General features: G+C 71.9%; 28 protein-coding genes and 1 pseudogene. 20 read left to right on the top strand and 9 right to left on the bottom strand.

Features of this window, described 5'->3' with window-relative positions:
• Positions 1–100: 100 nt before the first annotated feature.
• The 8 genes from fabG to ACIBJF_RS39565 all read left to right on the top strand — a co-directional run bounded on the left by fabG (position 101) and on the right by ACIBJF_RS39565 (position 8,931).
• The gene (gene fabG, locus ACIBJF_RS39600; protein WP_399181375.1) at positions 101–886 is read left to right on the top strand and encodes a 3-oxoacyl-ACP reductase FabG; all 786 of its coding nucleotides are present in this window, start codon (positions 101–103) and stop codon (positions 884–886) included.
• A 40-nt stretch (positions 887–926) separates the two neighbouring features.
• Positions 927–1,862: an aromatase/cyclase gene (locus ACIBJF_RS39595; protein WP_399181373.1), complete on the top strand. Its 936-nt coding sequence runs from the start codon at positions 927–929 to the stop codon at positions 1,860–1,862.
• Between the two features lie 2 nt (positions 1,863–1,864).
• Positions 1,865–4,189 (top strand): SDR family oxidoreductase, encoded by a 2,325-nt coding sequence (locus ACIBJF_RS39590; protein WP_399181371.1) that lies wholly within the window; start codon positions 1,865–1,867, stop codon positions 4,187–4,189.
• 132 nt (positions 4,190–4,321) lie between these two features.
• Positions 4,322–5,740 (top strand): MFS transporter, encoded by a 1,419-nt coding sequence (locus ACIBJF_RS39585; RefSeq protein ID WP_399181369.1) that lies wholly within the window; start codon positions 4,322–4,324, stop codon positions 5,738–5,740.
• 11 nt (positions 5,741–5,751) lie between these two features.
• Positions 5,752–6,336 carry an NADPH-dependent FMN reductase gene (locus tag ACIBJF_RS39580; protein ID WP_399181367.1) on the top strand — a complete coding sequence of 195 codons (585 nt, stop codon included), beginning with the start codon at positions 5,752–5,754 and terminating at the stop codon, positions 6,334–6,336.
• A 123-nt stretch (positions 6,337–6,459) separates the two neighbouring features.
• On the top strand, positions 6,460–8,025 hold the full coding sequence (locus ACIBJF_RS39575) for an acyl-CoA carboxylase subunit beta (protein ID WP_399181365.1): 1,566 nt from the start codon (positions 6,460–6,462) through the stop codon (positions 8,023–8,025).
• Between the two features lie 71 nt (positions 8,026–8,096).
• Entirely contained in the window at positions 8,097–8,360 is a 264-nt protein-coding gene (locus tag ACIBJF_RS39570; RefSeq protein WP_399181364.1) for an acyl-CoA carboxylase subunit epsilon, read from the top strand.
• Positions 8,361–8,421: 61 nt separating this feature from the next.
• Entirely contained in the window at positions 8,422–8,931 is a 510-nt protein-coding gene (locus tag ACIBJF_RS39565; RefSeq protein ID WP_399181363.1) for a nuclear transport factor 2 family protein, read from the top strand.
• An 88-nt stretch (positions 8,932–9,019) separates the two neighbouring features.
• Here the strand turns inward: ACIBJF_RS39565 and ACIBJF_RS39560 are convergent, their stop codons facing one another.
• Complete coding sequence (locus ACIBJF_RS39560) at positions 9,020–9,898, bottom strand: hypothetical protein (RefSeq protein ID WP_399181403.1); 879 nt, start codon at positions 9,896–9,898, stop codon at positions 9,020–9,022.
• 137 nt (positions 9,899–10,035) lie between these two features.
• Between ACIBJF_RS39560 and ACIBJF_RS39555 the strand changes: the two genes are divergently transcribed.
• From ACIBJF_RS39555 to ACIBJF_RS39540, 4 genes are all read left to right on the top strand, one after another.
• Positions 10,036–11,007, top strand: coding sequence for an alpha/beta hydrolase (locus ACIBJF_RS39555; protein ID WP_399181362.1), 972 nt, complete (start codon positions 10,036–10,038; stop codon positions 11,005–11,007).
• Positions 11,004–11,129 (top strand): hypothetical protein, encoded by a 126-nt coding sequence (locus ACIBJF_RS39550; RefSeq protein WP_399181360.1) that lies wholly within the window; start codon positions 11,004–11,006, stop codon positions 11,127–11,129. Before ACIBJF_RS39555 ends, ACIBJF_RS39550 begins: the two co-directional genes overlap by 4 nt.
• Positions 11,116–12,420 carry an MFS transporter gene (locus ACIBJF_RS39545; RefSeq protein WP_399181358.1) on the top strand — a complete coding sequence of 435 codons (1,305 nt, stop codon included), beginning with the start codon at positions 11,116–11,118 and terminating at the stop codon, positions 12,418–12,420. The genes ACIBJF_RS39550 and ACIBJF_RS39545 overlap by 14 nt, the downstream gene beginning before the upstream one ends.
• Before the next feature lie 140 nt (positions 12,421–12,560).
• Positions 12,561–13,154 (top strand): NADPH-dependent FMN reductase, encoded by a 594-nt coding sequence (locus ACIBJF_RS39540; protein WP_399181356.1) that lies wholly within the window; start codon positions 12,561–12,563, stop codon positions 13,152–13,154.
• A 4-nt stretch (positions 13,155–13,158) separates the two neighbouring features.
• On the opposite strand, the gene soxR is transcribed toward ACIBJF_RS39540, so the two are convergent.
• From soxR to ACIBJF_RS39525, 3 genes are all read right to left on the bottom strand, one after another.
• Entirely contained in the window at positions 13,159–13,620 is a 462-nt protein-coding gene (soxR, locus tag ACIBJF_RS39535) for a redox-sensitive transcriptional activator SoxR (protein WP_399181354.1), read from the bottom strand.
• Between the two features lie 50 nt (positions 13,621–13,670).
• A complete protein-coding gene (locus ACIBJF_RS39530; RefSeq protein ID WP_399181352.1) occupies positions 13,671–14,525 on the bottom strand; it encodes a hypothetical protein in 855 nt (284 codons plus the stop codon).
• A gap of 127 nt (positions 14,526–14,652) precedes the next feature.
• Positions 14,653–15,396 (bottom strand): TetR/AcrR family transcriptional regulator, encoded by a 744-nt coding sequence (locus ACIBJF_RS39525; RefSeq protein ID WP_399181350.1) that lies wholly within the window; start codon positions 15,394–15,396, stop codon positions 14,653–14,655.
• 327 nt (positions 15,397–15,723) lie between these two features.
• Here ACIBJF_RS39525 and ACIBJF_RS39520 point away from each other — a divergent pair, with 327 nt between their 5' ends.
• The 7 genes from ACIBJF_RS39520 (at position 15,724) to ACIBJF_RS39490 (ending at position 23,049) form a co-directional block, all read left to right on the top strand.
• Positions 15,724–16,464, top strand: a complete 741-nt coding sequence (locus tag ACIBJF_RS39520) for a response regulator transcription factor (protein WP_399181348.1) — start codon at positions 15,724–15,726, stop codon at positions 16,462–16,464.
• A gap of 264 nt (positions 16,465–16,728) precedes the next feature.
• Positions 16,729–16,977, top strand: coding sequence for an acyl carrier protein (locus ACIBJF_RS39515; RefSeq protein ID WP_399181346.1), 249 nt, complete (start codon positions 16,729–16,731; stop codon positions 16,975–16,977).
• On the top strand, positions 16,974–18,062 hold the full coding sequence (locus tag ACIBJF_RS39510) for a beta-ketoacyl synthase N-terminal-like domain-containing protein (protein ID WP_399181344.1): 1,089 nt from the start codon (positions 16,974–16,976) through the stop codon (positions 18,060–18,062). Before ACIBJF_RS39515 ends, ACIBJF_RS39510 begins: the two co-directional genes overlap by 4 nt.
• Positions 18,063–18,355: 293 nt before the next feature.
• Positions 18,356–19,291: a 3-oxoacyl-[acyl-carrier-protein] synthase III C-terminal domain-containing protein gene (locus ACIBJF_RS39505; protein ID WP_399181342.1), complete on the top strand. Its 936-nt coding sequence runs from the start codon at positions 18,356–18,358 to the stop codon at positions 19,289–19,291.
• The gene (locus ACIBJF_RS39500; RefSeq protein ID WP_399181341.1) at positions 19,288–20,001 is read left to right on the top strand and encodes a hypothetical protein; all 714 of its coding nucleotides are present in this window, start codon (positions 19,288–19,290) and stop codon (positions 19,999–20,001) included. Before ACIBJF_RS39505 ends, ACIBJF_RS39500 begins: the two co-directional genes overlap by 4 nt.
• 39 nt (positions 20,002–20,040) lie before the next feature.
• Positions 20,041–21,309, top strand: coding sequence for a beta-ketoacyl-[acyl-carrier-protein] synthase family protein (locus tag ACIBJF_RS39495; RefSeq protein ID WP_399181339.1), 1,269 nt, complete (start codon positions 20,041–20,043; stop codon positions 21,307–21,309).
• A gap of 132 nt (positions 21,310–21,441) precedes the next feature.
• On the top strand, positions 21,442–23,049 hold the full coding sequence (locus tag ACIBJF_RS39490) for a DHA2 family efflux MFS transporter permease subunit (protein ID WP_399181337.1): 1,608 nt from the start codon (positions 21,442–21,444) through the stop codon (positions 23,047–23,049).
• An 85-nt stretch (positions 23,050–23,134) separates the two neighbouring features.
• Here the strand turns inward: ACIBJF_RS39490 and ACIBJF_RS39485 are convergent, their stop codons facing one another.
• From ACIBJF_RS39485 to ACIBJF_RS39470, 4 genes and pseudogenes are all read right to left on the bottom strand, one after another.
• Positions 23,135–23,605, bottom strand: coding sequence for a DUF2249 domain-containing protein (locus tag ACIBJF_RS39485; protein ID WP_399181336.1), 471 nt, complete (start codon positions 23,603–23,605; stop codon positions 23,135–23,137).
• Positions 23,606–23,771: 166 nt separating this feature from the next.
• Positions 23,772–24,110, bottom strand: a complete 339-nt coding sequence (locus tag ACIBJF_RS39480; protein WP_399181334.1) for a cupin domain-containing protein — start codon at positions 24,108–24,110, stop codon at positions 23,772–23,774.
• Positions 24,107–24,805: a tellurite resistance/C4-dicarboxylate transporter family protein gene (locus ACIBJF_RS39475; RefSeq protein ID WP_399181332.1), complete on the bottom strand. Its 699-nt coding sequence runs from the start codon at positions 24,803–24,805 to the stop codon at positions 24,107–24,109. The genes ACIBJF_RS39480 and ACIBJF_RS39475 overlap by 4 nt, the downstream gene beginning before the upstream one ends.
• 58 nt (positions 24,806–24,863) lie before the next feature.
• Positions 24,864–25,127: pseudogene (locus tag ACIBJF_RS39470) on the bottom strand (hypothetical protein); the annotation flags it as partial.
• Between the two features lie 317 nt (positions 25,128–25,444).
• On the opposite strand from ACIBJF_RS39470, the gene ACIBJF_RS39465 reads away from it, so the two are divergent.
• The gene (locus tag ACIBJF_RS39465; protein ID WP_399181330.1) at positions 25,445–25,804 is read left to right on the top strand and encodes a hypothetical protein; all 360 of its coding nucleotides are present in this window, start codon (positions 25,445–25,447) and stop codon (positions 25,802–25,804) included.
• A gap of 22 nt (positions 25,805–25,826) precedes the next feature.
• On the opposite strand, the gene ACIBJF_RS39460 is transcribed toward ACIBJF_RS39465, so the two are convergent.
• A complete protein-coding gene (locus tag ACIBJF_RS39460) occupies positions 25,827–26,045 on the bottom strand; it encodes a hypothetical protein (RefSeq protein WP_399181329.1) in 219 nt (72 codons plus the stop codon).
• Positions 26,046–26,233: the final 188 nt, after the last annotated feature.

Here is a 26,233-nt window from a genome sequence, read left to right as displayed (position 1 = left end):
CCCATCCCCACGCGGGACGTCCCAGCCCCACCGCGGCCGCCGGCCCCACCCGGCGGCCGCTTCCGTCACCTTGCCCCTCCCCCTTTGGAGAGAAGAGAACATGCCGCAGCAGGATCAGCGGGTCGCCCTCGTCACCGGTGCCACCAGCGGAATCGGGCTCGCCGTCGCCCGTCTGCTGGCCGCCGGGAACCACCGTGTGTTCATCGGCGCGCGCAACTCCGAGAACGTGGCCCGGACCGTCAAGGAACTCCAGGCCGAGGGCCTGGACGTGGACGGCACCACGGTCGACGTCCGCTCGGGCGACGACGTCGACGCCTTCGTGCAGGCTGCCGTGGACCGTTTCGGAACCGTCGACGTGCTGGTGAACAACGCCGGCCGCAGCGGGGGCGGGGTCACCGCCGACATCGACAGCGAGCTGTGGCACGACGTGATCGACACCAACCTCAACAGCGTCTTCCGGGTCACGAAGGCGGTGCTGAACACCGGCGGCATGCGCACCAAGGACCGGGGCCGCATCATCAACATCGCGTCGACCGCCGGCAAGCAGGGCGTCGTCCTGGGCGCTCCGTACTCGGCCTCCAAGCACGGTGTCGTCGGCTTCACCAAGGCCCTCGGCAACGAGCTGGCCCCGACCGGCATCACCGTCAACGCGGTCTGCCCGGGCTACGTCGAGACGCCGATGGCGCAGCGGGTCAGGCAGGGCTACGCCGCCGCCTACGACGCCACCGAGGAGCAGATCCTGGCGAAGTTCCAGGCGAAGATCCCGCTCGGCCGCTACTCCACGCCGGACGAGGTCGCCGGCCTGGTCGGCTACCTGGCCTCCGACACCGCCGCCTCCATCACCGCGCAGGCCCTCAACGTCTGCGGCGGCCTCGGCAACTTCTGACGGTCCCGTCCAACGTCCCGCGCTCAAGGAGTAGTTCACGATGACGACCCGTGAGGTCGAGCACGAGATCACCGTCGCCGCACCGGCCGAGGCCGTCTACCGGCTCATCGCCGAGGTGCGGAACTGGCCGCGCATCTTCCCGCCCACCATCTACGTCGACCACGTCGAACAGGACGGTGACACCGAGCGCATACGCATCTGGGCCACCGCCAACGGCGAGGCCAAGAACTGGACGTCGCGCCGGATCCTCGATCGGGAGAACCTGCGGATCGAGTTCCGCCAGGAGGTCAGCACCCCGCCGGTCGCCGCCATGGGAGGCACCTGGATCATCGAGCCCGTCTCCGCGACGGAGTCCCGGGTGCGGCTGCTGCACGACTACCGGGCCGTCGACGACGATCCCGAGGGTCTGGAGTGGATCGACGAGGCCGTCGACCGCAACTCCCGCTCCGAGCTGGCAGCGCTGAAGAAGAACGTGGAACTCGCCCACGCCGCCGAGGACCTGACTTTCTCCTTCGAGGACACCGTGCACATCGCGGGTTCCGCCAAGGACGTCTACGACTTCGTCAACGAGGCCGACCTGTGGTCCGAGCGGCTGCCGCACGTGGCGACCGTCCGGCTCACGGAGGACACTCCCGGCCTGCAGACACTGGAGATGGACACCCGCGCCAAGGACGGTTCGACGCACACCACCAAGTCGTACCGGGTGACCTTCCCGCACCGGAGGATCGCGTACAAGCAGGTCACCCTGCCGGCGCTGATGACCCTGCACACCGGCTACTGGACGTTCGCCGACACGGAGACCGGCGTCGCCGCCTCTTCGCAGCACACCGTCACGATCAACACCGCGAACATCGCGCGGATTCTGGGCGAAGACGCCACGGTCGAGGACGCCAAGACCTTTGTCCGGGACGCCCTGAGCACCAACAGCCGCGCCACCCTCGGCCACGCCAAGGACTACGCGGAAGCCCGGGCCTGACCATGGCCCAGGGCTGGATCACCACTCAGGTGATCGTGGTCGGCGCGGGTCCGGTCGGACTGATGCTCGCCTGCGAGCTGCGGCTCGGAGGCGCGGACGTCGTGGTCCTGGAGCAGCTGACCGAACCGACCACGGAATCGCGGGCTTCCACCCTGCACGCGCGCACCATGGAGATCCTCGACGGGCGGGGCCTGCTGGACCCGCTGGGGAAGATCCCCGACGAGCCGCGCGGCCACTTCGGCGGCCTCCCGCTGGACCTGACCCTTCCCAGCTCCCACCCGGGCCAGTGGAAGGTCCTGCAGACCCGGCTGGAGGAACTGCTGGGGGCCCGGGCCGCAGAGCTCGGCGCGGACGTGCGGCGCGGTCACGAGGTGACCGGGCTGCGGATCACCGATGCCGGGGTTGAGGCGGAGGTGCGCGGCCCGGCCGGGCGGATCCAGCTGCTCCGGGCCCCGTACCTGGTCGGCTGCGACGGCGAGGACAGCGCCGTGCGCCGGCTCGGCGGGTTCGGCTTCCCCGGTACCGACGCCGTCCGTGAACTGCTGCGCGCGGACGTGGCGGGCGTCCGGATTCCCAACCGGCGGTTCGAACGGCTGCCTGCGGGACTGGCCATCGCGGCCCGCCGTCCCGACGGCGTGACCCGGGTGATGGTGCACGAGTTCGGTGCCCGGCCGCGGCCCGGCCGGCCGGAGTTCGCCGACGTCGTGGACGCCTGGAAGCGGGTCACCGGTGAGGACCTCGGCGGCGGCACACCGCTGTGGGTGAACTCCTTCGGCGACGCGAACCGTCAGGTCACCGCCTACCGGCGCGGCCCCCTGCTGCTGGCCGGCGACGCCGCCCACCGGCAGATGCCGATCGGTGGCCAGGCCCTCAACCTCGGCCTCCAGGACGCGGTCAACCTCGGCTGGAAACTGGCCGCCCGGGTCACCGGGCGCGTCCCCGACGGCCTGCTGGACACCTATCACGCCGAACGGCATCCGGTCGGTGCCTGGGTGCTCGGCAACATCGCCGCCCAGGCGCGACTGCTGCTCGGCGGACCCGAGGTCAACGCCCTGCGCGAGGTGCTGGCCGAGCTGATGCCGCTGCAGGACGTCCGCATCCGGCTGGCCGGGATGATCTCCGGACTCGACGTCGCGTACGACATGGGCGACGGCGCCGGCCGGCCGCCGACCGGACGGCGGCTGCCGCCCCGCGAGGCGGCCCTCCGGGGCACCCCCGTGCGCACCGCCGAGCTGCTGCGCACCGGGCAGGGCCTGTTCATCGTGCCGCCCGGTGCCACCGAGCTGTACACCGCGGCAGCGCCCTGGGCGGAGCTGGTGCGCACCGTGGACGGCGGCCCCGGGGACACCGAGGCCCTGCTCGTGCGGCCCGACGGCTACGTGGCCTGGGCGGGCACCGGCGCCGCGCAGAGCACGGCGGCGCTGCGGCGCTGGTTCGGCGAGCCCTCCGCCGCGGGACCCGACACCGCCGGACCTGTCACCGCCGGGTCCGTCACCGCCGTCGTGGGTCCGGCGCGCGTGGCCCGGACGTCCGCCCCCGTAACCCCGAAGAACTGGAGAACCGACATGGCAAAGCTCACGGGCAGGACCGCGCTGGTCACCGGCGCGAGCCGCGGCATGGGGCGCGCCACCGCCCTGCGGCTGGCGGCCGAGGGCGCACTGGTCGCCGTGCACTACACCAGCAGCGAGGACGCCGCGGCCGACGTGGTCGAGACGATCGAGAAGGACGGCGGCCGTGCCTTCACCGTCCGCGCCGAACTGGGCGTCCCCGGCGACGTCCACGAGCTCTTCCTCGGTCTGGAGGAGGGGCTGCGCGAGCGGACCGGCTCCACCGATCTCGACATCCTGGTCAACAACGCGGGCGTGATGGGCGGCGTCAAGCCGGAGGACACCACGCCGGAGACGTTCGACCGGATCTTCGCGGTCAACGCCAAGGCGCCGTTCTTCCTCGTCCAGCGGGCCCTGAAGAACCTGCGGGACGGCGGACGCGTCATCAACATCTCCTCCGGCCTGACGCGCGTCGCGAACCCGGACGAGATCGCCTACGCCATGACCAAGGGCGCCGTCGAACAGCTGACGCTGCACTTCGCCAAGCACCTCGGACCGCGCCGCATCACCGTCAACAGCGTCGCGCCGGGCATCACCCGCAACGGCAACCCGGTCTTCGACATCCCCGAGGCGGTCGAGCAGATGGCGCAGCTGTCCGCCTTCGGCCGGGTCGGCGAGCCGGAGGACATCGCCGATGTGGTGGCCTTCCTCGCCACCGACGAGGCCCGCTGGATCACCGGCGCCTTCATCGACGCCACCGGCGGCACCCTGCTGGGCTGACCCGCCCGGCACCCCGACCGACCGGCCACGGACATCCCCCGACGTGGCCGGCCAACCTTCCCCACCCGGCCGCCGAGGCCGCCGCCGAAGCGGCCGGGCGCCCCTCGACCACCCTTCCGGCGGAGCGGGACCATGACCTTTTCGACGCACACGCGCACCACCACCCCGTCCGACGGCCGCCTCTCACCGGCCCTGTGGGGCCTGCTCTTCGTGCTCGCGGGCAACATGCTGATCGACGCCCTGGAGGTGTCCGTCGCCCTCGTGGCCCTGCCCGACATCGGCACTGACCTGGGGCTCGCCCCCACCCAGCTCCAGTGGGTGATCAGCGGATTCGCCGCAGGTTTCGGTTCACTGCTGCTGTTCGGTGGCCGCGTCGTTGCGATCCTCGGCCGCAGGCCCGTCTACCTGACCGCTCTCCTGGTCTTCGCCGCGGCCTCCCTGGCCGGCGCCCTCGCCGAGGGTCCGGAACTGCTCATCGCCACCCGGTTCGTCAAGGGATTCTGCGCCGCGCTCACCGCGCCCACCGGGCTCGCGATCATCGTGTCGGCGTTCCCGGAGGGCCCCGCCCGCAGCCGCGCGATCTCGGTCTACTCCCTGTTCGGCGCGGGCGGATTCGCCACCGGCCTGCTGGTCTCAGGGTTCCTCACCGAGATCGGCTGGCGCTGGACGTTCGCCTTCCCGGCCCCCGTCGCGCTGCTGCTGTTCCTCGCCGCCCTGCGTCTGGTCCCCGCCGACGCCGCGGGCCGCGCCAGGCCGCGCCGCTACGACGTGGCAGGCGCCCTCACCCTCGCGGCCGCGTGCCTGTTCCTGGTCCTGGCGATCAGCTGCGGACCGCGGGCGGGCTGGGACGACCCGCGCACCCTCGGCGGGTTCGCCCTGGCCGCGGTCTTCGCCCTCGCGCACGTACGGGTGGAGCGGACGTCCCCGGAACCCCTGCTCGGCCTGGACCTCCTCCGGCACGGCCCCCTGGTGCGGTCGGCGCTCGGCGCCGCGACGCTCAACGGCTCGTATCTGAGCCTGCTCCTGCTGAGCACCCTCCAACTGCAGCAGCGTGCCGGGCTCAGCCCCCTGCAGACCGGCCTCGCCTTCCTGCCGGCGAGTGCGCCGCTCGTGCTCAGCGCCCTGTTCTCCGGCCGGATGGCCGCCCGGTTCGGCACCGCCCGGCTGATCGCCGCCGGTGCCGCCGCCGCGCCGCTGGGCTATCTGCTCTACCCCGGTGACGCCTCCACCCAGCTTCGGTACGCGACGGATGTGCTGCCCACCATGCTGCTGCTCGGCGCCGCGTTCGTCCTCGCCTTCGCCGCCTTCCACATTCAGGCCACCGCAGCCGTTCCGGCACACCGTCAGGCGGAGGCGAGCGGGCTGTACCAGACCGCCGTCCAGCTGGGGGCCGCACTGGCCGTCGCCCTGACCGCCGCGGTGTACGCCTGCGCGGGCCACCGCCCGGCGCTGTGGCTGGTCATCGCCATCGGCCTGGCCGGTCTCCTCGTCGCCCTGCCGGGCCTGCGCCGCACCCACCGACCCTCTGCCCCCTCCTCCAGCACCACCTGAAAGGAAGCCCGATGACCAACGGACCCCTGCGCCTCGCGTTGATCAACAGCAGTGTCCGCGAGGGCCGCTTCGGCCCCGTGGTCGGCAACTGGTTCGCCGCCGAGGCAGCCGGACGCCCCGACCTGACGGTCGACGTGATCGACCTGGCGGACCACGAGCTGCCGCACGCGCTGTCGTTCAACCCGGCCCCGGCGGCCGCCGAGGCGCTGGCCCAGGTGTCGCCGCGCCTCGCGGAAGCCGACGCGTTCGTCGTCGTGACGCCCGAGTACAACCACAGCTTCCCGGCCTCGGTCAAGCAGTTGATCGACTGGCACTCCGTCCAGTGGCGCGCGAAGCCGGTCGGCTTCGTCTCCTACGGCGGTCTCTCGGGCGGTCTGCGCGCGGTGGAGCAGCTGCGGCCGGTCTTCGCCGAGTTGCACGCGGTCACGGTGCGCGACGTCGTCAGCTTCCACAACGCCTGGGAGCAGTTCGGGCCGGACGGCAGCCCGAAGGACGAGACGGGTCCGGCGGGCGCCGCCAAGGTCCTCCTCGACCAGCTCGTGTGGTGGGGCACCGCCCTGCGCGAGGCGCGTACCCGGAACCCGTACCAGGCCTGATGCGGCGAGCCCACCGGGCGGGGCACCGCGCCCTGCCCGGTGGCCCCGTCGAACGCCCCGCCCCGTGCCCACCCCCGCAGGGCCGCCGCCCGACCACCGACCCAGAAAGGGTGTGACCACACCATGCCTGCAACGCACGAGACGATCCAGTCCCGCATCGACGAGCTGGCCGAGATCAAGGAGTCCGCGCGGTGCGGTCCGGACCCCGCCGCCACCGAACGCCAGCACGCGAGGGGCAAGCTGACGGCCCACGAGCGCGTCGCGCTCCTGCTGGACAAGGGGTCCTTCAACGAGGTCGAACCCCTGCGCCGGCATCGGGCATCCGGCTTCGGCCTGGAGCGCAGGAAGCCCTACAGCGACGGCGTCGTCACCGGCTGGGGCACGGTTCACGGCCGTACCGTCTTCGTCTACGCCCACGACTTCCGGATCTTCGGCGGCGCGCTGGGCGAGGCGCACGCCGAGAAGATCCACAAGGTGATGGACCTGGCGGAGGCCGCCGGCGCCCCGCTGGTCTCGCTCAACGACGGGGCCGGTGCCCGCATCCAGGAAGGCGTCTCGGCGTTGGCCGGCTACGGCGGCATCTTCCAGCGCAACACCCGGGCCTCGGGCGTCATCCCGCAGATCAGCGTCATGCTCGGTCCGTGCGCGGGCGGCGCGGCCTACTCCCCCGCGCTCACCGACTTCGTGTTCATGGTCCGCGACACCTCGCAGATGTTCATCACCGGCCCCGACGTCGTCAAGGCGGTCACCGGCGAGGAGATCACACAGAACGGCCTGGGTGGCGCCGATGTCCACGCGGGCACCTCGGGCGTGGCCCATTTCGCCTACGACGGCGAGGAACAGTGCATCGAGGACGTGCGCTACCTGCTGTCGCTGCTGCCGGCCAACAACCGTGAGCTGGCGCCCGTGGTGCGCTCCGATGACCCTGCCGACCGGCTCACCGAAGCCCTCCTGGACCTGGTCCCGGCCGAAGCGGGGCGGGCGTACGACATCCGGCGCGTCATCGAGGAAATCGTCGACGACGGCGAGTACTTCGAGGTCCACCCTGCCTGGGCACCCAACATCGTCTGCGCCCTGACCCGCCTCGACGGCCATGTGGTCGGCTTCATCGCCAACCAGCCCGCCTCCATGGCAGGCGTGCTGGACATCGAGGCGTCCGAGAAGGCGGCGCGTTTCGTGCAGTTCTGCGACGCCTTCAACATTCCGCTGGTGACGCTGGTGGACGTACCCGGCTTCCTGCCGGGCGTGGACCAGGAGCACAACGGGATCATCCGGCGCGGCGCGAAGCTGCTGTACGCGTACTGCAACGCCACCGTGCCGCGGATCTCCCTGGTGCTCCGCAAGGCGTACGGCGGCGCGTACATCGTCATGGACTCCCGTTCCATCGGCGCCGACCTCGCGCTGGCCTGGCCCACCAACGAGATCGCCGTGATGGGTGCCGAGGGCGCTGCCAACGTCATCTTCCGCCGGGAGATCAACGCGGCGGCCGACCCCGACGCCGTCCGCGCACAGAAGATCAAGGAGTACCAGGACGAGCTGATGCACCCCTACTACGCGGCCGAACGCGGTCTGATCGACGACGTCATCGACCCGCGCGAGACCCGCTCGGTGCTGATCCGCTCGCTGGAGATGCTGCGCGCCAAGCACGCCGACCTGCCCTCCCGCAAGCACGGCAATCCCCCGCAGTGACGGAAGCGACAGCAGGGACAGCAGCGACAGTGACGACAGGAGTGTCAGAAGTGCCAAAAGGAGTGACAGGAGTGACCGGAGTGGCGGAAACGCAGGCAGGCGCGGCGACCGGAACCGGCTCCCTTCTCGACGCGGCCGGCGCCGTCCGCGTCGAGAAGGGGACACCCACGGAGGAGGAACTGGCCGCGCTCATCGCGGTTCTGCTGTCCTGCTCGGCCGGGGCGGCGGCCGAGGAGGACGTGTCCCCGGCGCCGCCCCGCTGGCGTCGGCCCGAGCAGGCTGCCGACCACCGCACCCCCCGCAGCTGGCGGGCGGCCCGTGCCCTGTGGAGCTGAGAGCCCCCGGGTGGACAGCCGGAACGACACGAAGCGTCATCGACACCGAGAGGTGCACTGCGTGACCACGAGCTTGGAAGGACCGACGGAGGAACTCGCGACCGAGGTGGCGGTGCTTCGCAGACAGGTTCGCGAGCTCACGGACCGGGCCGCGATCAGTGAGCTGATCGACCGCTATGTGATTCTGCTGGACACCCAGGACGAGAACGGTTTCGACGAGTCCTGGCCCGGCACCGTCTTCACCCAGGACGTGCGGCTGCACTTCCCCATCGGTACCCACGAGGGGATCGCGGGCGCGGCGGAGTTCCACCTCGCGGCCAAGCAGAAGTTCGACAGGACCCTGCACCTGAGCGCGAACCATGCCGTCCGCCTCGACGGAGACCGGGCGCAGGTCAGGTTCCATCTGATCGCGACCCATGTGCATCACGACGGTGGGGCGCCGCTCTTCGACATCGGCGGCCACTACACGGGCGAGGCCGTGCGCACGACGGCCGGCTGGCGATTCCGGGAGTGGGGCTTCCACCTCACCTGGGCGTCGGGTCCCGGTCCGGACGGCAAGCCCGTCATGTGAATCGCCTCCGGCGGCCGTTTCGCCGCCCGACCCGGCACGGGCGCCGGCGGCGGGAGCCCGGTGCCCCCGGCCGGCGCCCGGCGGGCCGTCAGCGCCCGGCGAAGATCTGCAGCAGCTCCGCGGGGAAGGCACCCGTCGCAGCGGCGGTGCCGGCGAAGACGCCCACCAGCTCGGTCAGCTGGGTCACGCCGGTGAGCCCCAGGGCCTCGTACGGAGCCCGGTCCAGCCGGTCCGTCTCGTCCTCGATGTCCTCGCGCAGCCGCACTCCCGCCGCCGTCAGGCGCCCCTCGGCGTCCATCAGGCCGCGGACCCGCAGCCGGTCCTCGGCGCCGGCCCAGTCCTCCTCCGTCCAGCCCCGCTTGCTCATGACGATCTCCTTCGGCATGCCGCTGCTGCTCGCCGAGTGGGAGACCAGGGCGTCGATGCCGCCGAGTTCGGCGGTCTGCAGCGCCGCGATGTGGCAGTCGCCGCGGTGCTCGCGCAGCAGCGTGGCGGCGTACCACAGCGTCAGGTGCGGCTCCTCGGGCACCGGCTGGTCGGCGTGGGCGGAGTACATCGGGCGCCCTGCCCGGACGCCCGCGCGGGCGGCCCGCAGGGCCAGCTCTGCGGCCTCGGCCATCTCCGGACCGTTGACGAGGGATTCGCCCAGATGGCGGCGGAGTGTGGCGTCGGCCGCGCGCAGCCTCAGTTCCAGGACGGTGGTGGGGGAGGCCTGGGCCCACACGCCCGGGATGTGCCGGGCGATCAGCTCGTGATGGAAGCCGTAGAACGCGGCCGTGACCACGCCGGGACCCACCGGTCCCAGGGCAGCGGAACGGCCCGCCAGATAGACGGCCATCGAGTCGTCGATGCCGTGGTCGGCCAGCCCGATTTCGAGGTCGGGGGAGAAGTAGACGGTCGAGTGCAGCGAGTTGAGGGTGTCCTGGCAGCGTCGCCCGACCTGCGCGGGCAGCGGGGTGATGGTCATGGTCATGCCGGTGACGCTATCGACGGACATCAGCCATTAGAAGCGGATTAACCAACATATATAAAAATTACAGCATATCTAATCTGAACTTATTGTATTTCATCGTCCCACCCTCTTTCCGAAACAGGAAGAACACCATGACGCTGCCTGTATCGCCTGAGGGCTCGCCAGTTCACGACATCGTCCTCGACGCGGCGGGCATCCCGATCTCCGCGCTGCTCGCCGAGCCGCGGCAGACACCGCCCCGCGCGACCGTGGTCGCCGTCCACGGCGGCGGAATGAGCGCGGGCTACTTCGACAGCCGAGCCCGGCCCGGGTACTCGCTCCTGGCACTCGGAGCCCAGCTCGGGTACACCGTGCTCGCGGTGGACCGCCCCGGCTACGGACACTCGGCCCTCCATCTGCCCGACGGGCAGGCCGTGCACGACCAGGCGGCCACCCTGCACGCCGCGCTGGCCCACTTCGCCGCCCGTCATGACACCGGCGCGGGCCTCTTCCTCCTCGCCCACTCCAACGGAGGCAAGCTGGCACTGGCCGCCGCCGCCCGGGGCGACAGCGCACTGCTCGGCCTCGACATCTCCGGACTGGGCAGCCGCCTCGCCGTGGAGCGGCACCAGCTGCCCGGCCCGGACGGGCGCGGAGACTGGCGCCGGCACTGGGGCGCCCTGCGGCTCTACCCGCCGGACGCCTTCCGGCTCAGCGGCGCCCTCGTACGGCCCGTTCCGCTCGAGGAGGCGCGCGAGGGACCGCTGTGGCCGGAGCTGTACCCCGACATCGCCGCGCGGGTCCCGGTACCGGTCCGCTTCACGTTCGCCGAGCACGAGCGGTGGTGGCGGTTCGACGAGGAGGCCGTCGCTGCCCTGAAGGAGCCGCTGGCCGCACCGAGGGTGACCGTCGACATCCAGCCGGATGCCGGGCACAACATCAGCCTCGGCTGGGCGGCCCGCACCTACCACCTGCGTGCCCTGGGCTTCCTGGAGGAGTGCCTCCTCGCCCGGGACGCCGCGCCGCCCGGCCGCGGAACGCAGCCTCCCGGCCCGGCGCCCCTCTCCCGCGGGCCCGCAGTGACCGTTCGGACCCGATCGCTCGCGAAAGGAAGGCAGACGTGACTCACGACGTTCTCGTGGAGGAGCAGCGGGCCTCCGAGGAGCCCGACACCCGACGGCCCGCGCTGCTCGCCGGGGAAGAAGGGGAGACCCCTGACCAGCACATCTTCCGTGGCATCGACTGAACCGCGGCGGACCGGGCCGCGCGGCGGCGGGGAGCGGACGGGGCCGCCCGGCGGCGGGAGAGCGGCGGCGAAGCGTGCCTTCGCCAGCGTCTTCCGGTCCTTGACGGTCCGCAACTTCCGCCTCTTCGCCACCGGCCAGGTCGTCTCCGTGGCCGGCACCTGGATGATGGTCGTCGCCCAGGACTGGCTGGTGCTCTCCCTCACCGGTGACTCGGGCGCGGCCCTGGGCGTGGTGACGGCTCTTCAGTTCGCCCCGCTGCTCCTGCTCACGCTCTACGCCGGAGCGGTCGCCGACCGGTACGACAAGCGCTTGCTGCTGACGGTGGCGAATCTCGCCTCGGCCACCCTCGCCGTGCTGCTCGCGGTCCTGGTCCTGACCGGCCGGGTACGGTTGTGGCACGTCTGTCTGTTCGCGCTCGGCCTCGGTGTGGTCAACGCGTTCGAGGTACCCGCCAGGATGGCGTTCGTCAGCGAGCTGGTCGGCGCCCCACTGCTGCCGAACGCGTCCGCGCTGAGCGCCGCGTACTTCAACTCGGCACGGGTCGTGGGACCGGCGGCGGCCGGACTGCTCGTCCAGTGCTTCGGTACCGGCTGGGTGATGCTGCTCAACGCGGCGAGCTATCCGGCGACCGTTCTCGCGCTGCGGATGATGCGCCCCGGTGAGTTGCACCGCGCCGAGCGCCGGCCGGAGCGCGCACCGGTGCGGGACGGTATCAGCCATCTGGCGGCGCGGCGGGACCTGGTGCTGCCGATGGTGCTCGTCGGCGTGGTCGGCATGCTGGGGTTCACCTTCCAGCTCACCCTGCCACTGCTCGCCAAGACGGTCTTCCACGCCGACGCCGCGGCCTTCGGCCTGCTGACGGCGTCGCTCGCGGTCGGCTCGCTGGCCGCGGCCCTCGCCACGACGCTGCGCCGCGGCCGGCCCGCCTTCACCCTGGTCACCTCGGCAGCGGCCGTGTTCGGAATCCTGCAGACCCTGGTGGGAATTGCGCCGACCCCGACCACCGCCGCGGTGCTGCTGTGCTGCACCGGCTTCGCGTCGGTGTTCTTCGCGCAGGCGGCCAACCACCGGATCCAGCTGGGCACCGATGCCCTGTACCGCGGCCGGGTGATGGCCCTCTACACCCTGGTGTTCCAGGGCACCACCCCGCTCGGGGCGCTGCTCGTCGGTTTCCTCACCGGCCGCTTCGGCGCCCGCGCCGGGCTACTCCTCGGCGGTACCGCCTCGCTGCTGGCGGCCGCAGCCGTCGGCTGGGCGGACCGCAGGGGTGTCCGGACGGCCGGGACATGACGGGCCGCCGCAGTCCATGGCGTGGGGTGGCCTGAACATAGCAACCCGGGCCGAGCGCGCTTGACCTGAACTTCGGTTCAGCTCTTAGCCTCGACCCGAGTCGATCAACCGGTCGGCTCTCTATGGCCTTGGGAGCACTCATGTCCGAACAGCCGCTGCGTATCGCCGTCATCCTGGGAAGCGACCGGGACGGCCGCTTCGGCCCCGTCGTCGCCAAGTGGTTCACCGAGCGCGTGCACGAGCACACGGGAACCGAGCCGGACCTGATTGACCTGAAGGAGGTCGGTCTGCCCACGTCCCTTCCCGCGTTCGGCGCGCAGCCGGAGGGAGACGTCGCCACTGCCGCCGCGGCGGTGCGCGAGCGCCTGCGCGCGGCCGACGCCTTCGTGGTCGTCACCCCCGAGTACAACCACAGTTACCCGGCCTCGGTGAAGAACATCATCGACTGGCACAACCCCGAGTGGCACGCCAAGCCCGTCGGTTTCGTCTCCTACGGCGGCCTGTCCGGCGGCCTGCGCGCGGTCGAGCACCTGCGCCCGGTCTTCTCCGAGGTGCACGCGACCACCGTCCGGGACACCGTCAGCTTCCACAACGTGTGGTCCCAGTTCGACGGCGAGGGCAGGCCCACCGAGCCGGAGGGCTGCAACACCGCGGCCAAGCTGCTGATCGACCGGCTGCAGTGGTGGGGGCTGGCGCTCCAGGAGGCGCGTGCCAAGAGCCCCTACACGGTCTGACCGGTCACGGACCGGCGAGCCGGCGGGCCCCCGGGCCCTCCTGGCTCAGGGTGTCCCCGGGGTTGGCGAGGGCACAGCTGCCCAGCGACATGCAGCCGCAGCCGATGCACTCCGCGAGCCGGTCCCGCAGGCCCTCCAGCCGCCGGATGCGGGCACTGAGGTCGTCGTGCCAGCAGTGCGAGATCCGCGCCCAGTCCTCCTCCGTGGGCGTCCTTCCCTCCGGCAGCAGGCCGAGCACCGCCTTGACCTCCGACAGCGGGATGCCCAGTTGCTGGGACATCCGTATGAAGGTGACCCGGCGCAGCGCGTCCCTCGGATAGCGGCGCTGGTTGCCGGCGGTACGGTCGCTCGCGAGCAGAGCGCGACGCTCGTAGAAGCGGAGGGTGGAGATGGGCACGCCACTGCGTGCCGCGAGTTCGCCGATGGTGAGCTGGGCCGGCTGCGGTGCGGGCGAAGGCGTCTTCATGGGGAACCTGGGGGTACGAGACGGCGAATGCGGGGCCTGCGCGGCCGAGTTCATCCCGTGCGTGCCGTGCGGCGCATCGCCTGGAAGCTGTCCTCGACGTCCTGGGCCCAGTAGTACGTGCGGCCCGCGCGCTTGTCGCGGCGCCACCGGTGCTCGCTGGCGAGCCGGTACACCGTACCAGGGGGGACGTCCCGCAGCCGGGCGACGTCGGCGGCGCTGAGCCACTGCGCGGCCCGCCGTGCGGTGCCCGCCGCACCGGCCTCGTCGAGGTGGCGCCCGAGGCGGGTCCACTCCGCGGCCGGCCAGCGGTGTGCGGGCTCGGCGCTGCACACGATCTCGGAGCGGGCCGGTCCCGCGGTGCGGACGAGGGCGACCAGGCTGCCCGTGCAGCCGGTCTCGGTGCAGGACCCCACCTCCATACGGCGGTTGGCGTCCGGCTCCACGACCCGGCGTGCGGCACCGACCAGCCGGCCCACCTCTGCCGTCGCCTCGGCCGCCGTCTCGTGCGCAGCGAGCCAGGAGGCGTGCCGGCGGAGGAACAGCGCGAGGGCCGTCACGGTCCGGGACGGCGCGGTGATTCCGCGCTCCTGGGCCACCAGCCCGCTCCAGGACCCGAGCACCGACAGGATCGACGCCCGCACGTCGGCGGCCCGTGCGTTGAAGGGCATTCCCGGCATCGGCCCGCCGGTGCTCCGCCCTTGCGGCGCGATCCCGCCGCTGCGGCTGCCGAGCAGCGCGGACTCGCAGGAGCGGTAGAGGCCGGGCAGCCGCTCCAGGTCCGTGAGGAACCGTCGCTCGCAGGCGGCGCAGAGCCGGCTGTGCGGGGCGGCGGGGTGCGGCTGTGCGGCGCACCCGGCCCCGCCGCACAGCCGCACCGTCGTTCGTTCCGTGTCATGGATGTCCATGGTCGAAAACGGTAGGCAGCGTGTTCGGATCCGGACAATGCGCGCGGCTCTAAGCTTTCGCTAACCGGTCTTCACTTCCCGGTGCGCGCCGGCCGGGCCGGATGCGCGGGAAGCGGCCGGACTCCGGTCAGTGCTCGACGGCGGCGGCGATGCTGTCCAGCACGCGTTCGAGCCCGAACCGGAAGCGGGTGTCCGCCTCCAGGCGCAGGGTGGCCGTCTCCGCCAGGATCCGGTTGAACATCGGGTACTTCCCGCTCTCCGTCAGGTGACGTGCGTACGGCTCGGACCGGCGGATCCACTCCTGCATGTCCACCTTGGTGCGCCGCGCCTCCTCGGCCCAGCCAACCTCGTTGCGGATGAATCCCTCGACGTATCCACTGAACAGCCCAACCACACTGAGCAGTTCATCGACGGACAGCCCGAAACCGTCCAGGGTTCCGAGGACGAACTCCTGCTGGCGCAGCGTGTTGGGCCCCCAGATGGGGTGTCCGGGGGTGCGGGTGGCCAGCCACGGATGCCGCAGCCACAGTGCGCGCCGCTGGTGGGCCGTGACCGTCAGGTCGGCCCGCCAGTCGCCGGAGGGCCGCTCCGGCAGCTCGACCTCTGCGGCGACGTGATCAACCATCAGTTCGGTGAGGTCGTCACGGTTCGGGACGTAGTGGTAGAGCGTCATCACCCCGGTACCCAACTCGGCGGCGATATGGCGCATCGACATGCGCTCGAGGCCCTCCTCGTCGGCGATCCGGACAGCGGCGGTCACGATGTCGGCCCGGCTCAGACCGCGACGCGGGCCCGGCCCCCGCCGGGTCGGGGCATCGGGGCGCATCCAGATGCTCACGTACTCCTCGTCGGCCACCGCTCTCCCTGTCATCCGCCACCTCGACAAGCGCTCGCACACTCGCGCACACGCTACCCCCCGGCACCGCCGCGCCGTGACCGGGCGCACACCGGATAAAGGTCGCCGCGCGATTCGACAAGGCTGTGTCATGTCAACTATATGAGAACGTCAGATTCTTGATCCTGTGCGAGTGGTGTTCTAACGTTCTGAGAGTCGCGACGGGGGGAAGCAAGTGTTGGCGACTTTTCGATACGTGCCGTGCGTGAATTTATCGTCAGGTAATTCCGCTGTCGGCTCGCTCCCCTGCCGTGTCCTTACCCGAAACGCACGGTCCTGGAATCCGGTCGGGAGTGAGTCCACGTGCTGATCCTGATAGTGACGAACGACTTCGAATTCGCCGCCGAACTGGCCCCGGGGCTGGAGAGCAGCGGCCACCGGGCCGAGGTGGAGCACCGGCCCGACGCGGCCCTGGCCCGTCTGGCCGAGGTGGACGCCGTCCTGCTCGATCTCCACCTCCCGGGTGCCGACGGCTTCGAAGTGTGCCGGGCGATACGTTCCGCCTCGCCGGTGCCGCTCATCGTGGCCGACGCGCACGACGACGTGTTCGACCGGGTGCTGAGCTTCAAGCTGGGGGCCGACGACCACGTCCGCCGCTCGTGCAGCGTCCGCGAACTCACGGCCCGCCTGGAGGCGGTGGTGCGGCGGGTGGACACCTCGTGGCAGCCCTGGAAGCAGGCCGGCGCCCAGCCCGATCGGGTCCACGAACTCGGCGAGGTGCGGATCGCCCTGCGGGATCGGGTTGTCACGGTGGGCGGCCGTGGGGTGGCGCTGACCCGCAAGGAGTTCGACATCCTCGCCCTGCTCGCCTCGGACGCCGGACGGGTCTTCGGTCGGGAGGACATCATGCGGGAGGTGTGGGGCCACGACGGGGCCGGCGACACCCGGACCCTCGGTGTGCACATGGTCGGGCTGCGGCGCAAGCTGGGCGCTCCCACCCTCATCGAGACGGTCCGGGGCATCGGCTTCCGCCTGAGCGTGCCGCGCCGCCCCGAGCGCATGGGCGAGAGGGGGGCCGCCGATGCCGCCATGCGTGCCGGATAGCACGGCCGTCCCCATACGGACCGCAGGCCGCGGTCACCGCTCGTCCGGCGGTGGCCGCGGTCTTTTCCGTATTCCGGCGGGAACGCGGAATCCTCGCAGGTCCCGGTGTTCTTGTGTTCCCGTTCTCCCGACCTGATTCCAGGGAACCTAATGAAAACCTAGAAAGCAGCTGCTTGTTCTTTGTGTGCTTACTCACGAAGCTGTTGATCAATGCTCCGTTGACTGATCACGGGGCGCAATCCCACGGACAAGCGGAGGCAGTCCATGACTGCGATGACGACGGACGACAAGCAGCAGATCAAGGAGATCATCTGCGACATTCTCGAGCTGGAGGAGGACGAGATCAGCGAGACCAGCCGGTTCGTCGAGGAGCACGACGCCGACTCCATGCGCCTGATCGAGATCCTCTCCTCGCTGGAGCTCAACCTCGGTGTCACCATCGAGCAGGCCGACCTGCCGCGCATGGTGAACCTGACCGGTGTGTACGAGGTTGTCGCGGAAGCCGGTCGATGACCGCGGCCGGCACGCCGCGCCCGCGGCTGGACATCGTCGGCTGGTCGGCGACCTCGCCGTTCGGCACCGGTCGCCGGGCCTTCGCCGACGGGCTCCGTGAGGACCGTGTCACCACGGCACCGCTCGACTCCGAGCGGTGGCAGGTCCCGCCCGGCCCCGCCTGCCTGGTTCCGGACTTCGACGTCCGCACCGTCCTGGGCAAGAAGGGCACCCGGGTGATGAACCGGGTGACCGGGCTAGCCGTCAGCACGGTCGGTGATCTGCTGGCCGGCCTCGACCGCACCGAGCTGACCCCGGAGAGCACCGGCCTGGTGCTCGGCACCACCGGCGGCAGCGTGCAGAGCACGCTCGACTTCACCCGGGGCTCCCTGACCGGCAGGCGTCCCTACCTCGTCGAGTCGGGCCTCATCCCGTACGGGGTGATGAACGGGGCCGCCGGCCAGGTCGCCATCTGGCACCAGCTGAAGGGCCCGAACGCCACGCTGGCGGCCGGGCGCTCCGCCGGGGTGCTCGCCCTCAACTACGCGCGACGGCTGCTGCTCACCGGCCGGGCGGGCACGGTACTGGGCGGCGCGGCCGAGGAGTACTCGACCGCGCGGGCCTGGCTGGCCCGGCACTCCGCGGAGGGTGACCCCGACGAGCTGGTCCTCGGTGAAGGCTGTGCGATGTTCGCGGTCAGCGCCGCTGCCCCCGACTCGCCCCCGACGGGGACCTCACTCGTCGGTGCCAAGGCCATGACGTGCAGCGACGGCGACTGGGAGACGACCGTACGGCGTTGTGTCGAGCGCCTGCTGTTCGACGCGGACGCCAAGCCGGACGACTTGTGGGCCGTCAGCCCTTCCGGCGCTGCCGGTGCCCCCGGCCGGGCGGAACAGGCACTGGCCGAGGAACTGGTCGAGGCCGGCGGCACCGTCCTGCCCGTCGCCCATCTGGTCGGTGAGGCGCACGCCGCCTCGGCCGCCTTCCAGCTCGCCGCCGTCCTCAGCCGGGCCGAGGAGGACGACCGGTCCGCGGGCCGGCTGTCGCTGGTCACGAGCACGGACGAGGGCGGAACCGTCGCCGCCGTACTGCTGCGCCACCACTGAGCACTCCCGGCGCACCCGGGACGGGTCCGCGTGCCGTCCCGGACGACCGAGCGGCGGTCTGTGTGCCGTCCCGGACGGGCGGCTTGTGCGTCGTGCAGGACGACCGGACGGATGGTCTGTGTGCCCACCGCGACGACGGGCGGTCCGCGTGCCGTCCCCGGCGGCCGCCGAGCAGGTTCCCGGCGCCGTATCCGCGCCCCAGCCCGTATGCCCCGGCGGCCGGACCCGACCGGACCGGGCCGGGCCGGGCGGCCACCACCCGAGAAAGGCCGCAGTTGATCACCCTGGAAGCAGTGGAGTCCCATCTCCCCGAGCGCACGGTCACGGTCGAGGACCGTGCGGCCGAGCTGGGTCTCACCCCGGAACAGACGCACATGTTCCGCCGCCACTTCGGGCTCGACCGCATGCACTACGACCGGTCCGTGGACCTGGTGGAACAGCTCGTGCAGGTCGCCGAGCAAGCCCTCGGCGACACCCCGCGCACCGACGTGCGCCACCTGATCCTCGGCCACGCCCTGCATGGCGCCGGCCACCTGGACACCGACATCCTCCAGGTGCTGGCCCGGCGGCTTGGCCTGGAGCACGCCACGGTCTTCGCTCTCACCCAGCAGAACTGCGCGGTGTCGATGTCCGCCGTGGACGTCGCGGGCGCGCTGCTGCAGACCGAGCCGGATGCGTCCGCGCGCGCCCTAGTCCTCGTCGGCGACAAGCCGCGCACCCGGCAGGCCCAGCTCATCATGAACACGTGCATCGTCGCGGACGGCACTGCCGCGGCGCTCGTGGCGTGGGACGGGCCGGGCGTGCCCGTGCGCTCCTTCGCCACCCGCACCCTCGGTCAGTTCTCCGACGGCATGCTCTCCTCTCCCGAGACCCTGCGTGCCTCCGCGGAACTGCGGCCCCGGGTGCTGGCCGAGGTGATGGAGGAGGCGGCACGGCGGGCCGGCCACACGCTCGCCGACATCCAGTGGTTCGTCCCCTCCAATCCCAACCTCGTGTTCTGGCGGGACGCCGTCCCGGACGAGGAACTGCGCGGCAGGTTCTTCCTCGCGAACGTTCCCCGGTACAGCCACTGCCTGGCCGCCGACGTACTCGCCAACTACGTGAGTCTGCGTGAGGAGAAGCAGTTGGAGCCGGATCGCCCGGTCATGTTCGTGGCCATCGGGGTGGGGATGACCTTCTCCGCGATGGTCGCCACCCCCCGAGTCGAGCACGGGGCGGTCCACCGATGAGCCTGCGCCTGCACAATGCGGTGGAGTACACGGCCGGGCCGGACGACCCCGACCTGCAGCCACTGCACCACGTGGACATCGTCGACCGGTTGCTGGAGCGGGCCGCGCAGCGGGAAACGGCCGTCGGGCCGGGACCGGACCTGGTGGTCCTGGTCTACTCCGACGCGGACACCCAGGGCCACAAGACCACCGCCTCCCACCTGAACCTGCGCACCGGCGGGGCGGCGCACAGCTTCGCGCTCACCGCCCCGGGCACGGGCGGGCCGTTCGCCGCGCTGCGGGTGGCCGACGCCTGCGCCCGGACCGGCCGCGGCTCGTCGTCGGTGCTGGCCCTCGTGGAACGCGCCGGCGCGGACGGGGTGTCGGTCGCGTCCGGTGTCCTGCTCCGCCTGGACGGGGGGCCCGGCTACGGCGTGGCCGCCACCCTTTCCGTCCCCCTGACCGAACTCGCCGATTCCTGTGCGGCCCTGGCGCCCGAGCGGGGCCGAATGCTGCTCGTCCTTGGTCCGGGAACGGACCCGGCGGCAGCCCCGATACCGCGGACGGACATCCGCACGCCGCCCGCCGACAGTTCGAGTACCGCCGTGTGGCGGCTGCTGGCGACGGAGTCGGAGGCATGGCGGGAGCAGTACCCGGTGGTGGCGCTGTGCGCCGCGGACCCGGAGACGGGCACCGGCCACCTCGCCGTACTACGTGACCTGGATCAATGAGACACGCCTGCGGGCGGGACCGAGGAAGAGAGATGCGACATGACTGACGTGACGGCGCCGGCCGGGCAGCGGCCTGCGCGGGACCGGGTGGTAGTGACCGGACTGGGGGTGTTCTCCAGCATCGGCGTGGGCGTCTCGGAGTTCAGCGAGGGACTGCGCGCCGGGCGCAACGGTGTCTCACCGATCACGGCGTTCGACACCTCGGGCTTCGACCACGCCAACGGCTGCGAGGTGCGGGACTTCGAGCCCGGCCCCTGGCTGCGCCGCTGGCAAGAGGAGGATCTGGGCCGGACCGCGCAGTTCTCGGTGGCCGCCGCGCGGATGGCCGTCGCGGACGCGGGCCTGACGGACGAGCAGCTGCGTGCCGCCCGCGTCCAGGTCACCGTGGGCACCACGGACGGGGAGTCGCAGGACCTGGACCGGCTGGCCGCCGAGTGGGTGGCCGAGGGGCCGCAGTCGTGGAGTGCGCAGACGGCCGGCCGGGTCGGCGCGGGCCGCCTCTCCGCCGCCGTGGCCTGGGAGTTCGGGCTCACCGACAGCGAGGCCGTCACCCTCGCCACGGCGTGCTCGGCCGGCAACTACGCGATCGGCATGGGCCTGGACGCGATCCGGGTCGGTGACGCGGACATCGCCCTGTGCGGTGGCGCCGACGCCATGTGCCAGAAGTCCTTCGCGGCCTTCTACCGGCTGGGGACCATCGCTCCGGACTTCTGCCGGCCCTTCGACAAGGACCGGCAGGGCATCCTCACCGGCGAGGGCGCCGGGGTGCTGGTGCTGGAGCGGCTGGAGTCCGCGCTGGCGCGCGGTGCGTGGATCTACGCCGAGGTGCTGGGCTACGGGCTGAGCTGCGACGCCCACCACCCGGTGCAGCCGGAGCAGTCGAGCATCGCCCGCTGCATGCGCGCGGCACTGGACGACGCGGGCGTGCGCCCGGAGGACGTCGACCTCATCTCCGCGCACGGCACCGGCACCCGGACCAACGACGTGACCGAGTCCCGTGCGATCCGCGAGGTGTACGACGGCGAGCCGCCGCGGACCGTCTCGCTCAAGTCGATGCTCGGGCACACGATGGGTGCCGCCAGCGCGCTGGCGGCGGTGGCCTGTTCGGTGGCGCTCACCGAGGAGTTCATCCCGCCGACCATCAACCACCGGGAGACGGACCCCGAGTGCGAGATCGACTGCGTGCCGAACCACTCGGTGCCGGCCCAGCTGCGGGTGGTGCAGAACAACGGCCTGGCGTTCGCGGGCAACAACGCGGTCGTGGTGCTGGGCCGTTACCCGGATTCGCAGGAGACGCCGACCGCGTAGCAGCTGCCTCCGAGGCAGGAGAACCGCTTGCGTACGTCGTACGAAGATGGCACAGTGAAGTATCTTCGTGCGGCGTACGAAAATAGCTGGCAACCGGCCGGCTCCCACGTCGCGGAAAGTGAAGGAGAAGCCATGGAGAAGGAAGAGGACTCCACGGCGGTGCTCGGCGACGCCCGTTCGCCCCGTGCGGTACCGGACGCGAAGGCGCCCGCGGCGCGCGGCAGCCGCACCGCGTTCGGTGTGCTGTCGCTGCTCCTGGGCATGGTGCTCGGCGTCCTGGACCAAGTGATCGTCGGAACCGCGCTGCCCACGATGGTCGGCGAGCTGGGCGGGCTGAGCCTGCTGCCGTGGGTGGTGACCGCCTACGGGCTCGCGACGGCCGTCACCACCCCGCTGTGGGGCAAATTCGGTGACCTCTACGGCCGCCGCCGCACCTTCATCAGTGCCATCGCCCTGTTTCTCGTCGGCTCCATGGCGGCCGGCCTGGCCCAGGACATGACCCAGCTGATCGCCTTCCGCGTGGTGCAGGGGCTCGGCGCCGGCGGGCTCATGGTCGGCGCCTTCGCGCTCATCGGCGACCTGATCCCCGACCCGGCCGACCGGGTCAAGGTGCAGTCGGTGATCGGTGCCGTCATCCCCGTCGCCCTCGTCGGCGGCCCGCTGCTCGGCGGAATCCTCACCCAGCACGCCAGCTGGCGCTGGGCCTTCTACCTCAACGTCCCGGTCGGCGCCGTGGCCCTGGCCGCTGCCGCCGTCGGCATCCCCGCCGCCGCCCGGAAGGCCAAGCAGCGCATCGACTACCCGGGGGCGGCGCTGCTCACCGTCGCCGTGGTCGCGATGACCCTGCTCGCCGGCTGGGCCGGCACCCGGTACGCCTGGGGCTCCTGGCAGATCGCGGGCCTCGCCGTCGTCGCGGCGGCGGCCCTGGCGGCCCTGGTCCGGGTCGAGCGCAGCGCCGCCGAACCGATCTTGCCGCCCCGGCTCTTCCGTTCACGGGACTTCAACCTCGCGCAGGTGCTGGGCCTGCTGGTGGCCGCCGGCATGCTGGCCGTCATGGTCCACCTGCCGCTCTACATGCAGAGCGTGCGGGGCGCCTCCCCGACCGTCAGCGGTCTGCTGCTGCTGCCCTTCATGGGCGGGATGATCAGCGCGCAACTGCTCTCCGCCCGCCTGGTGCTGCGCACCGGCCGGGTCCGGGTGCTGGCGCTCACCGGCACCGGCACCGCCGCCGCCGGACTGGGCCTGCTCACCCTCCTGGACACCGGGACGGCGACGGCACTTGCCGCCGGCCTCGGCCTCGTGGCGGGCTTCGGGATCGGCATGACCCTCCAGAGCACGCTCGTCATCACCTTCGGCAGCGCGGACCGCCGTGACATCGGGGTGGCCAGCGGCCTGCTCAACCTCTTCCGGGCCATCGGGGGCTCCCTGGGCCTGGCCCTGCTCGGTTCCCTCTACGCGTCTTCGGCCGAGGACACCCTCACCCAGCGGCTCGGTACCAAGGCGGGCCACGCCCTGTCCGCCTCCAGTCAGCACCTCGACCCCCAGGCCCTGACCCACCTCCCCGCCGACGCCCTGTCCGCCTTCCAGTCGTCAGTCGTCAACGGCCTGCACACCGTCCTGCTGGGCGGCGTCGCCCTCGCCGCCGTCGGCTTCGCTGTCGCGTGGCTGCTGCGCCCGCGCATGGCGGCCCCCGCCGCCCCGGGCAATGCCCCCGCCGCCACCCCGGCCGAAGGCGTCTGAGAACACCGAAAGGCCGGTGGGCCGCCGGGCCACCGGCCACTTCCTCGACGTGCAGATCCTCAACCCGGGCAATCGCCCACGCCGCTCAGGACTGGCCCGGCAGCCGGCCGATGCGTATCTGCCAGCGGTCGGGGCCCGACTCCATGTACTCCCAGGTGTAGGCCCCGGGGTGGGTCGCCTCGAACTCCCGGCGCAGGGGCTTGGGGTCGTGGTTGTTGATCAGGGTGAAGGACTCGCCCGGCGTGAGGCGGGCGAAGCGGGTGAAGACGCGGGGGTGTCGTCGGCCGTGCGGGATCTCGCGGACGTCGACGACCGGGGTCTCGGTCAGGACGCCGCCGTTCAGCAGGGTGTCCAGGTCCGACATGAGGGTGGGCAGGTCGGCGCCGGGGAGGCTGATGAGGGCCGGGAGCAGGACCGTCCGCTCCACCGCGAAGTGCGGTCGGAGCGTCGCCTCGATGGCTCGGGCGGTCGCCGTCGCCGCGGTCGCGTCGTCGGCCTTGGACACCTGGTCGATGTACTGGTCCAGTACGGCGGCGGTGGTGCGCAGGGCGCGCACCAGCAGTCGGGTCTCGGTCGCACCCGAGGCGGTCGTGTAGAGCGTCCGGTCGCAGGCGCTCAGGTAACGGCGCAGGTCGTCGGTGCAGAAGCTCGCCAGGGCCGCGCGGACGGCTTCCCCGGCTTCCGCCGTTCCTGGGTGGTGTGTCCGGCCGGGGAGGCCCCCGCTACCCGCGCTTCGCCACCGTCAGCAGTGCCGCCGCGTCCTCCAGCGCGTGCAGGCTGTGACGCGCCGGTGGGATGGTCAGGAGGTCGCCGGGCGTGCCCTCCCAGCTGTCCTCGCCGCTGCGCAGGGTCACCCGGCCGCGCAGGACCAGGAGGGTCGCCTCGCCGGGGCTGTCGTGTTCGGCCAGTTCCGTGCTGGCGCGCAGGGCCAGGAGCGTCTGGCGCAGGGTTTGTTCGTGGCCGCCGTAGAGGGTTTTTGCGCTGTGGCCGGTGGACGATGCCGTGGCCTTCTCGAGGTGCTCGCGGGCCTTGGCGTCGAGGGAGAGCGTCTGCGTGGTCATGATTCCGTGGCCTTTCCGTTCGGTCGGGGCCTCTGGGGCCGGTTCGCGTCCTCAGCGTCGTTCGCGTTCTTCGCGTACATCGCCCTGGCCGCCGTCGCCAGCATGGCCGTGAACGTCGCAGCCCAGACCGCCAGTGCCGCCCAGGCCTCGGTGGTCCCGACCGCGGTCATCCAGCCCCAGCCTGCCACCCGGCCCAGTTCGCCGGTCGCCGCTCCGTACATGCCGACCGGGAAGACCAGGCTCCACAGGCTCGTCTCGTACCGTAGGGGCCGGCGGCGCAGTGCGTGCCTCCACACCCCGAGGGCCAGCAGCAGGGGGATCAGCCAGGTGCAGAAGGACCACAGCAGGGTGGACAGGCTCAGCACCACCTGGTGGGGCAGCAGTTCGTGACCCGGGGGTAGTTCCAGGAGCTTGGCGCCGGCCAGCACGCTGATCGCGGCGGCGCCCATGAACACCCAGTACGGCGGGACGAGCTCCGCGGGCGTCATCGGCTCCAGCAGCAGCCGGGCCAGCGCCAGCGCCGCGATCAGGAGGTACTGCAGGAGCCCGACGGACCAGCACGCCGACGCCAGGGCGCCCAAGGCCGGGCCGCCGGTGTGCCGGGCGAGGGACGCGCTCGCGACGGCCACCGACTGGGTGCCCACCGCCCAGACGAACCACGTCCCGTTGACCTTGCGCAGTGAGAGCGGGGTCACCGGAGTGGATCAGCAGGAGCGGTACCCCGTAGCCGAGGAGCAGCCAACCGGCCGCGCCCACGGCGATCAGCGCGACGGCGATGCCGTGGAGCCGGGCGGCCAGGGCCCGGCTCGCCAGTACCTCGGACGCGGCCACCAGGGTAAGGAAGGAGAAGGCGCGCGGGCCGACGAGGTCCTCGAGGAACCGTCGCGGCCGCCACACGGCGCGCCAGACGTAGGCCACCCACAGCAGGGCGTACCCGGCGGCGATCACCGCCAGGACCGCCGACATGGTCGCCGCACCATCGCCGGCCAGCGTGGTGGAGATGATGCCGGTGGCCATCACGAAGGCGAACGCCCCCGGGCTGAGGTCCGCCACCGAGGAGGCCGTCCAAGAGGTCACCGCGGAGCCCCAGGTGCCAGGTGGCCTCCGACGACCGGACACGGCGGCCCTCATCACGAGCCCCACCTCCTCCCTGGCGTCCTCCTCCTTCGCTCCCTGCTCCGTCGGGGCCTACGGATTCCCTGCGCGGCCGATCTTGAAGCCGCCGTTCCCGCACGGCTGCCGGGCTCCCCGCACGGCGAGCGCGTAGGGTGGTGGTGCAGCACGGTGAACGGTTGGTGACGTCGTCACCGCCTCTACGGCGCCGGGAGGCACGCATGGCGCGCGATTCGCTGCAGCGGCCTGAGCGCCCAGACCGCCCGGAGCACGCACAGGGCCCGGAGCGCTCGGACGACGAGTTCCTCTCCCCAATTGCCCCGACAGTCGCGACCGGCCCGACGACCCCAAGTCCCTCCGCAGCCCCGACCGCCCTCGACCCGCGGCGCATCGGGCACCTGCTGGACGCGGTGGTGGCCCTCAGTGCCGACCTCTCTCCCCGGGCTGCGCTGCAGCAGATCGTGGACGCAGCCACCGGGCTGGTCGGGGCGCGTTACGGCGCACTGGGCGTCATGGGTGAGAGCCGCCGCCCCTGCGTGCCGAGCTCCCGGTATCGGCCGGCGGAGCGTGTCGTGCGGTGACGTGCACCGACCGGCTTCGTGGCTACCGTGTCCGGCGGGTGATGCCGAGGGCCACGGAGTTCTTGGCCCAGGCGTACCCGATGTAGATGAGCAGAGCGCCGTCGGCTCCGTACGCGGGGATCCGTCGGAGGCGGTGTGCCTCATCCAGGGTGGAGAATCCGGATTCGCTGTCCTGGCGGAACCCGATGAGGCGTTCTCCGGCTTCGGTGCCTGGCGGAATGATTCGGAGGTGCTCGGTCACGGCAACTGTAGTTCCGATCATGGCTGGTCCTGGAGTTCGTGTCGGCGCTGGTGGCGGGCTTGCGCGACGGCTTGATGGTGGCGGCGCCAGGCGATCCAGTGCAGGACGTGTTCCGCTTCCCGGACGGGCGGTGTGAGGACGAACGCCCGGAGAAGCCGGACGAGTTCGGGACAGGTCAGCGGGACGAG

Source organism: Streptomyces sp. NPDC050743 (genome assembly GCF_044456925.1).
Taxonomy (GTDB): Bacteria; Actinomycetota; Actinomycetes; order Streptomycetales; family Streptomycetaceae; genus Streptomyces.
Note: the sequence above shows the minus strand (reverse complement) of the source record. Positions and strands in the feature narration are given on the sequence as shown.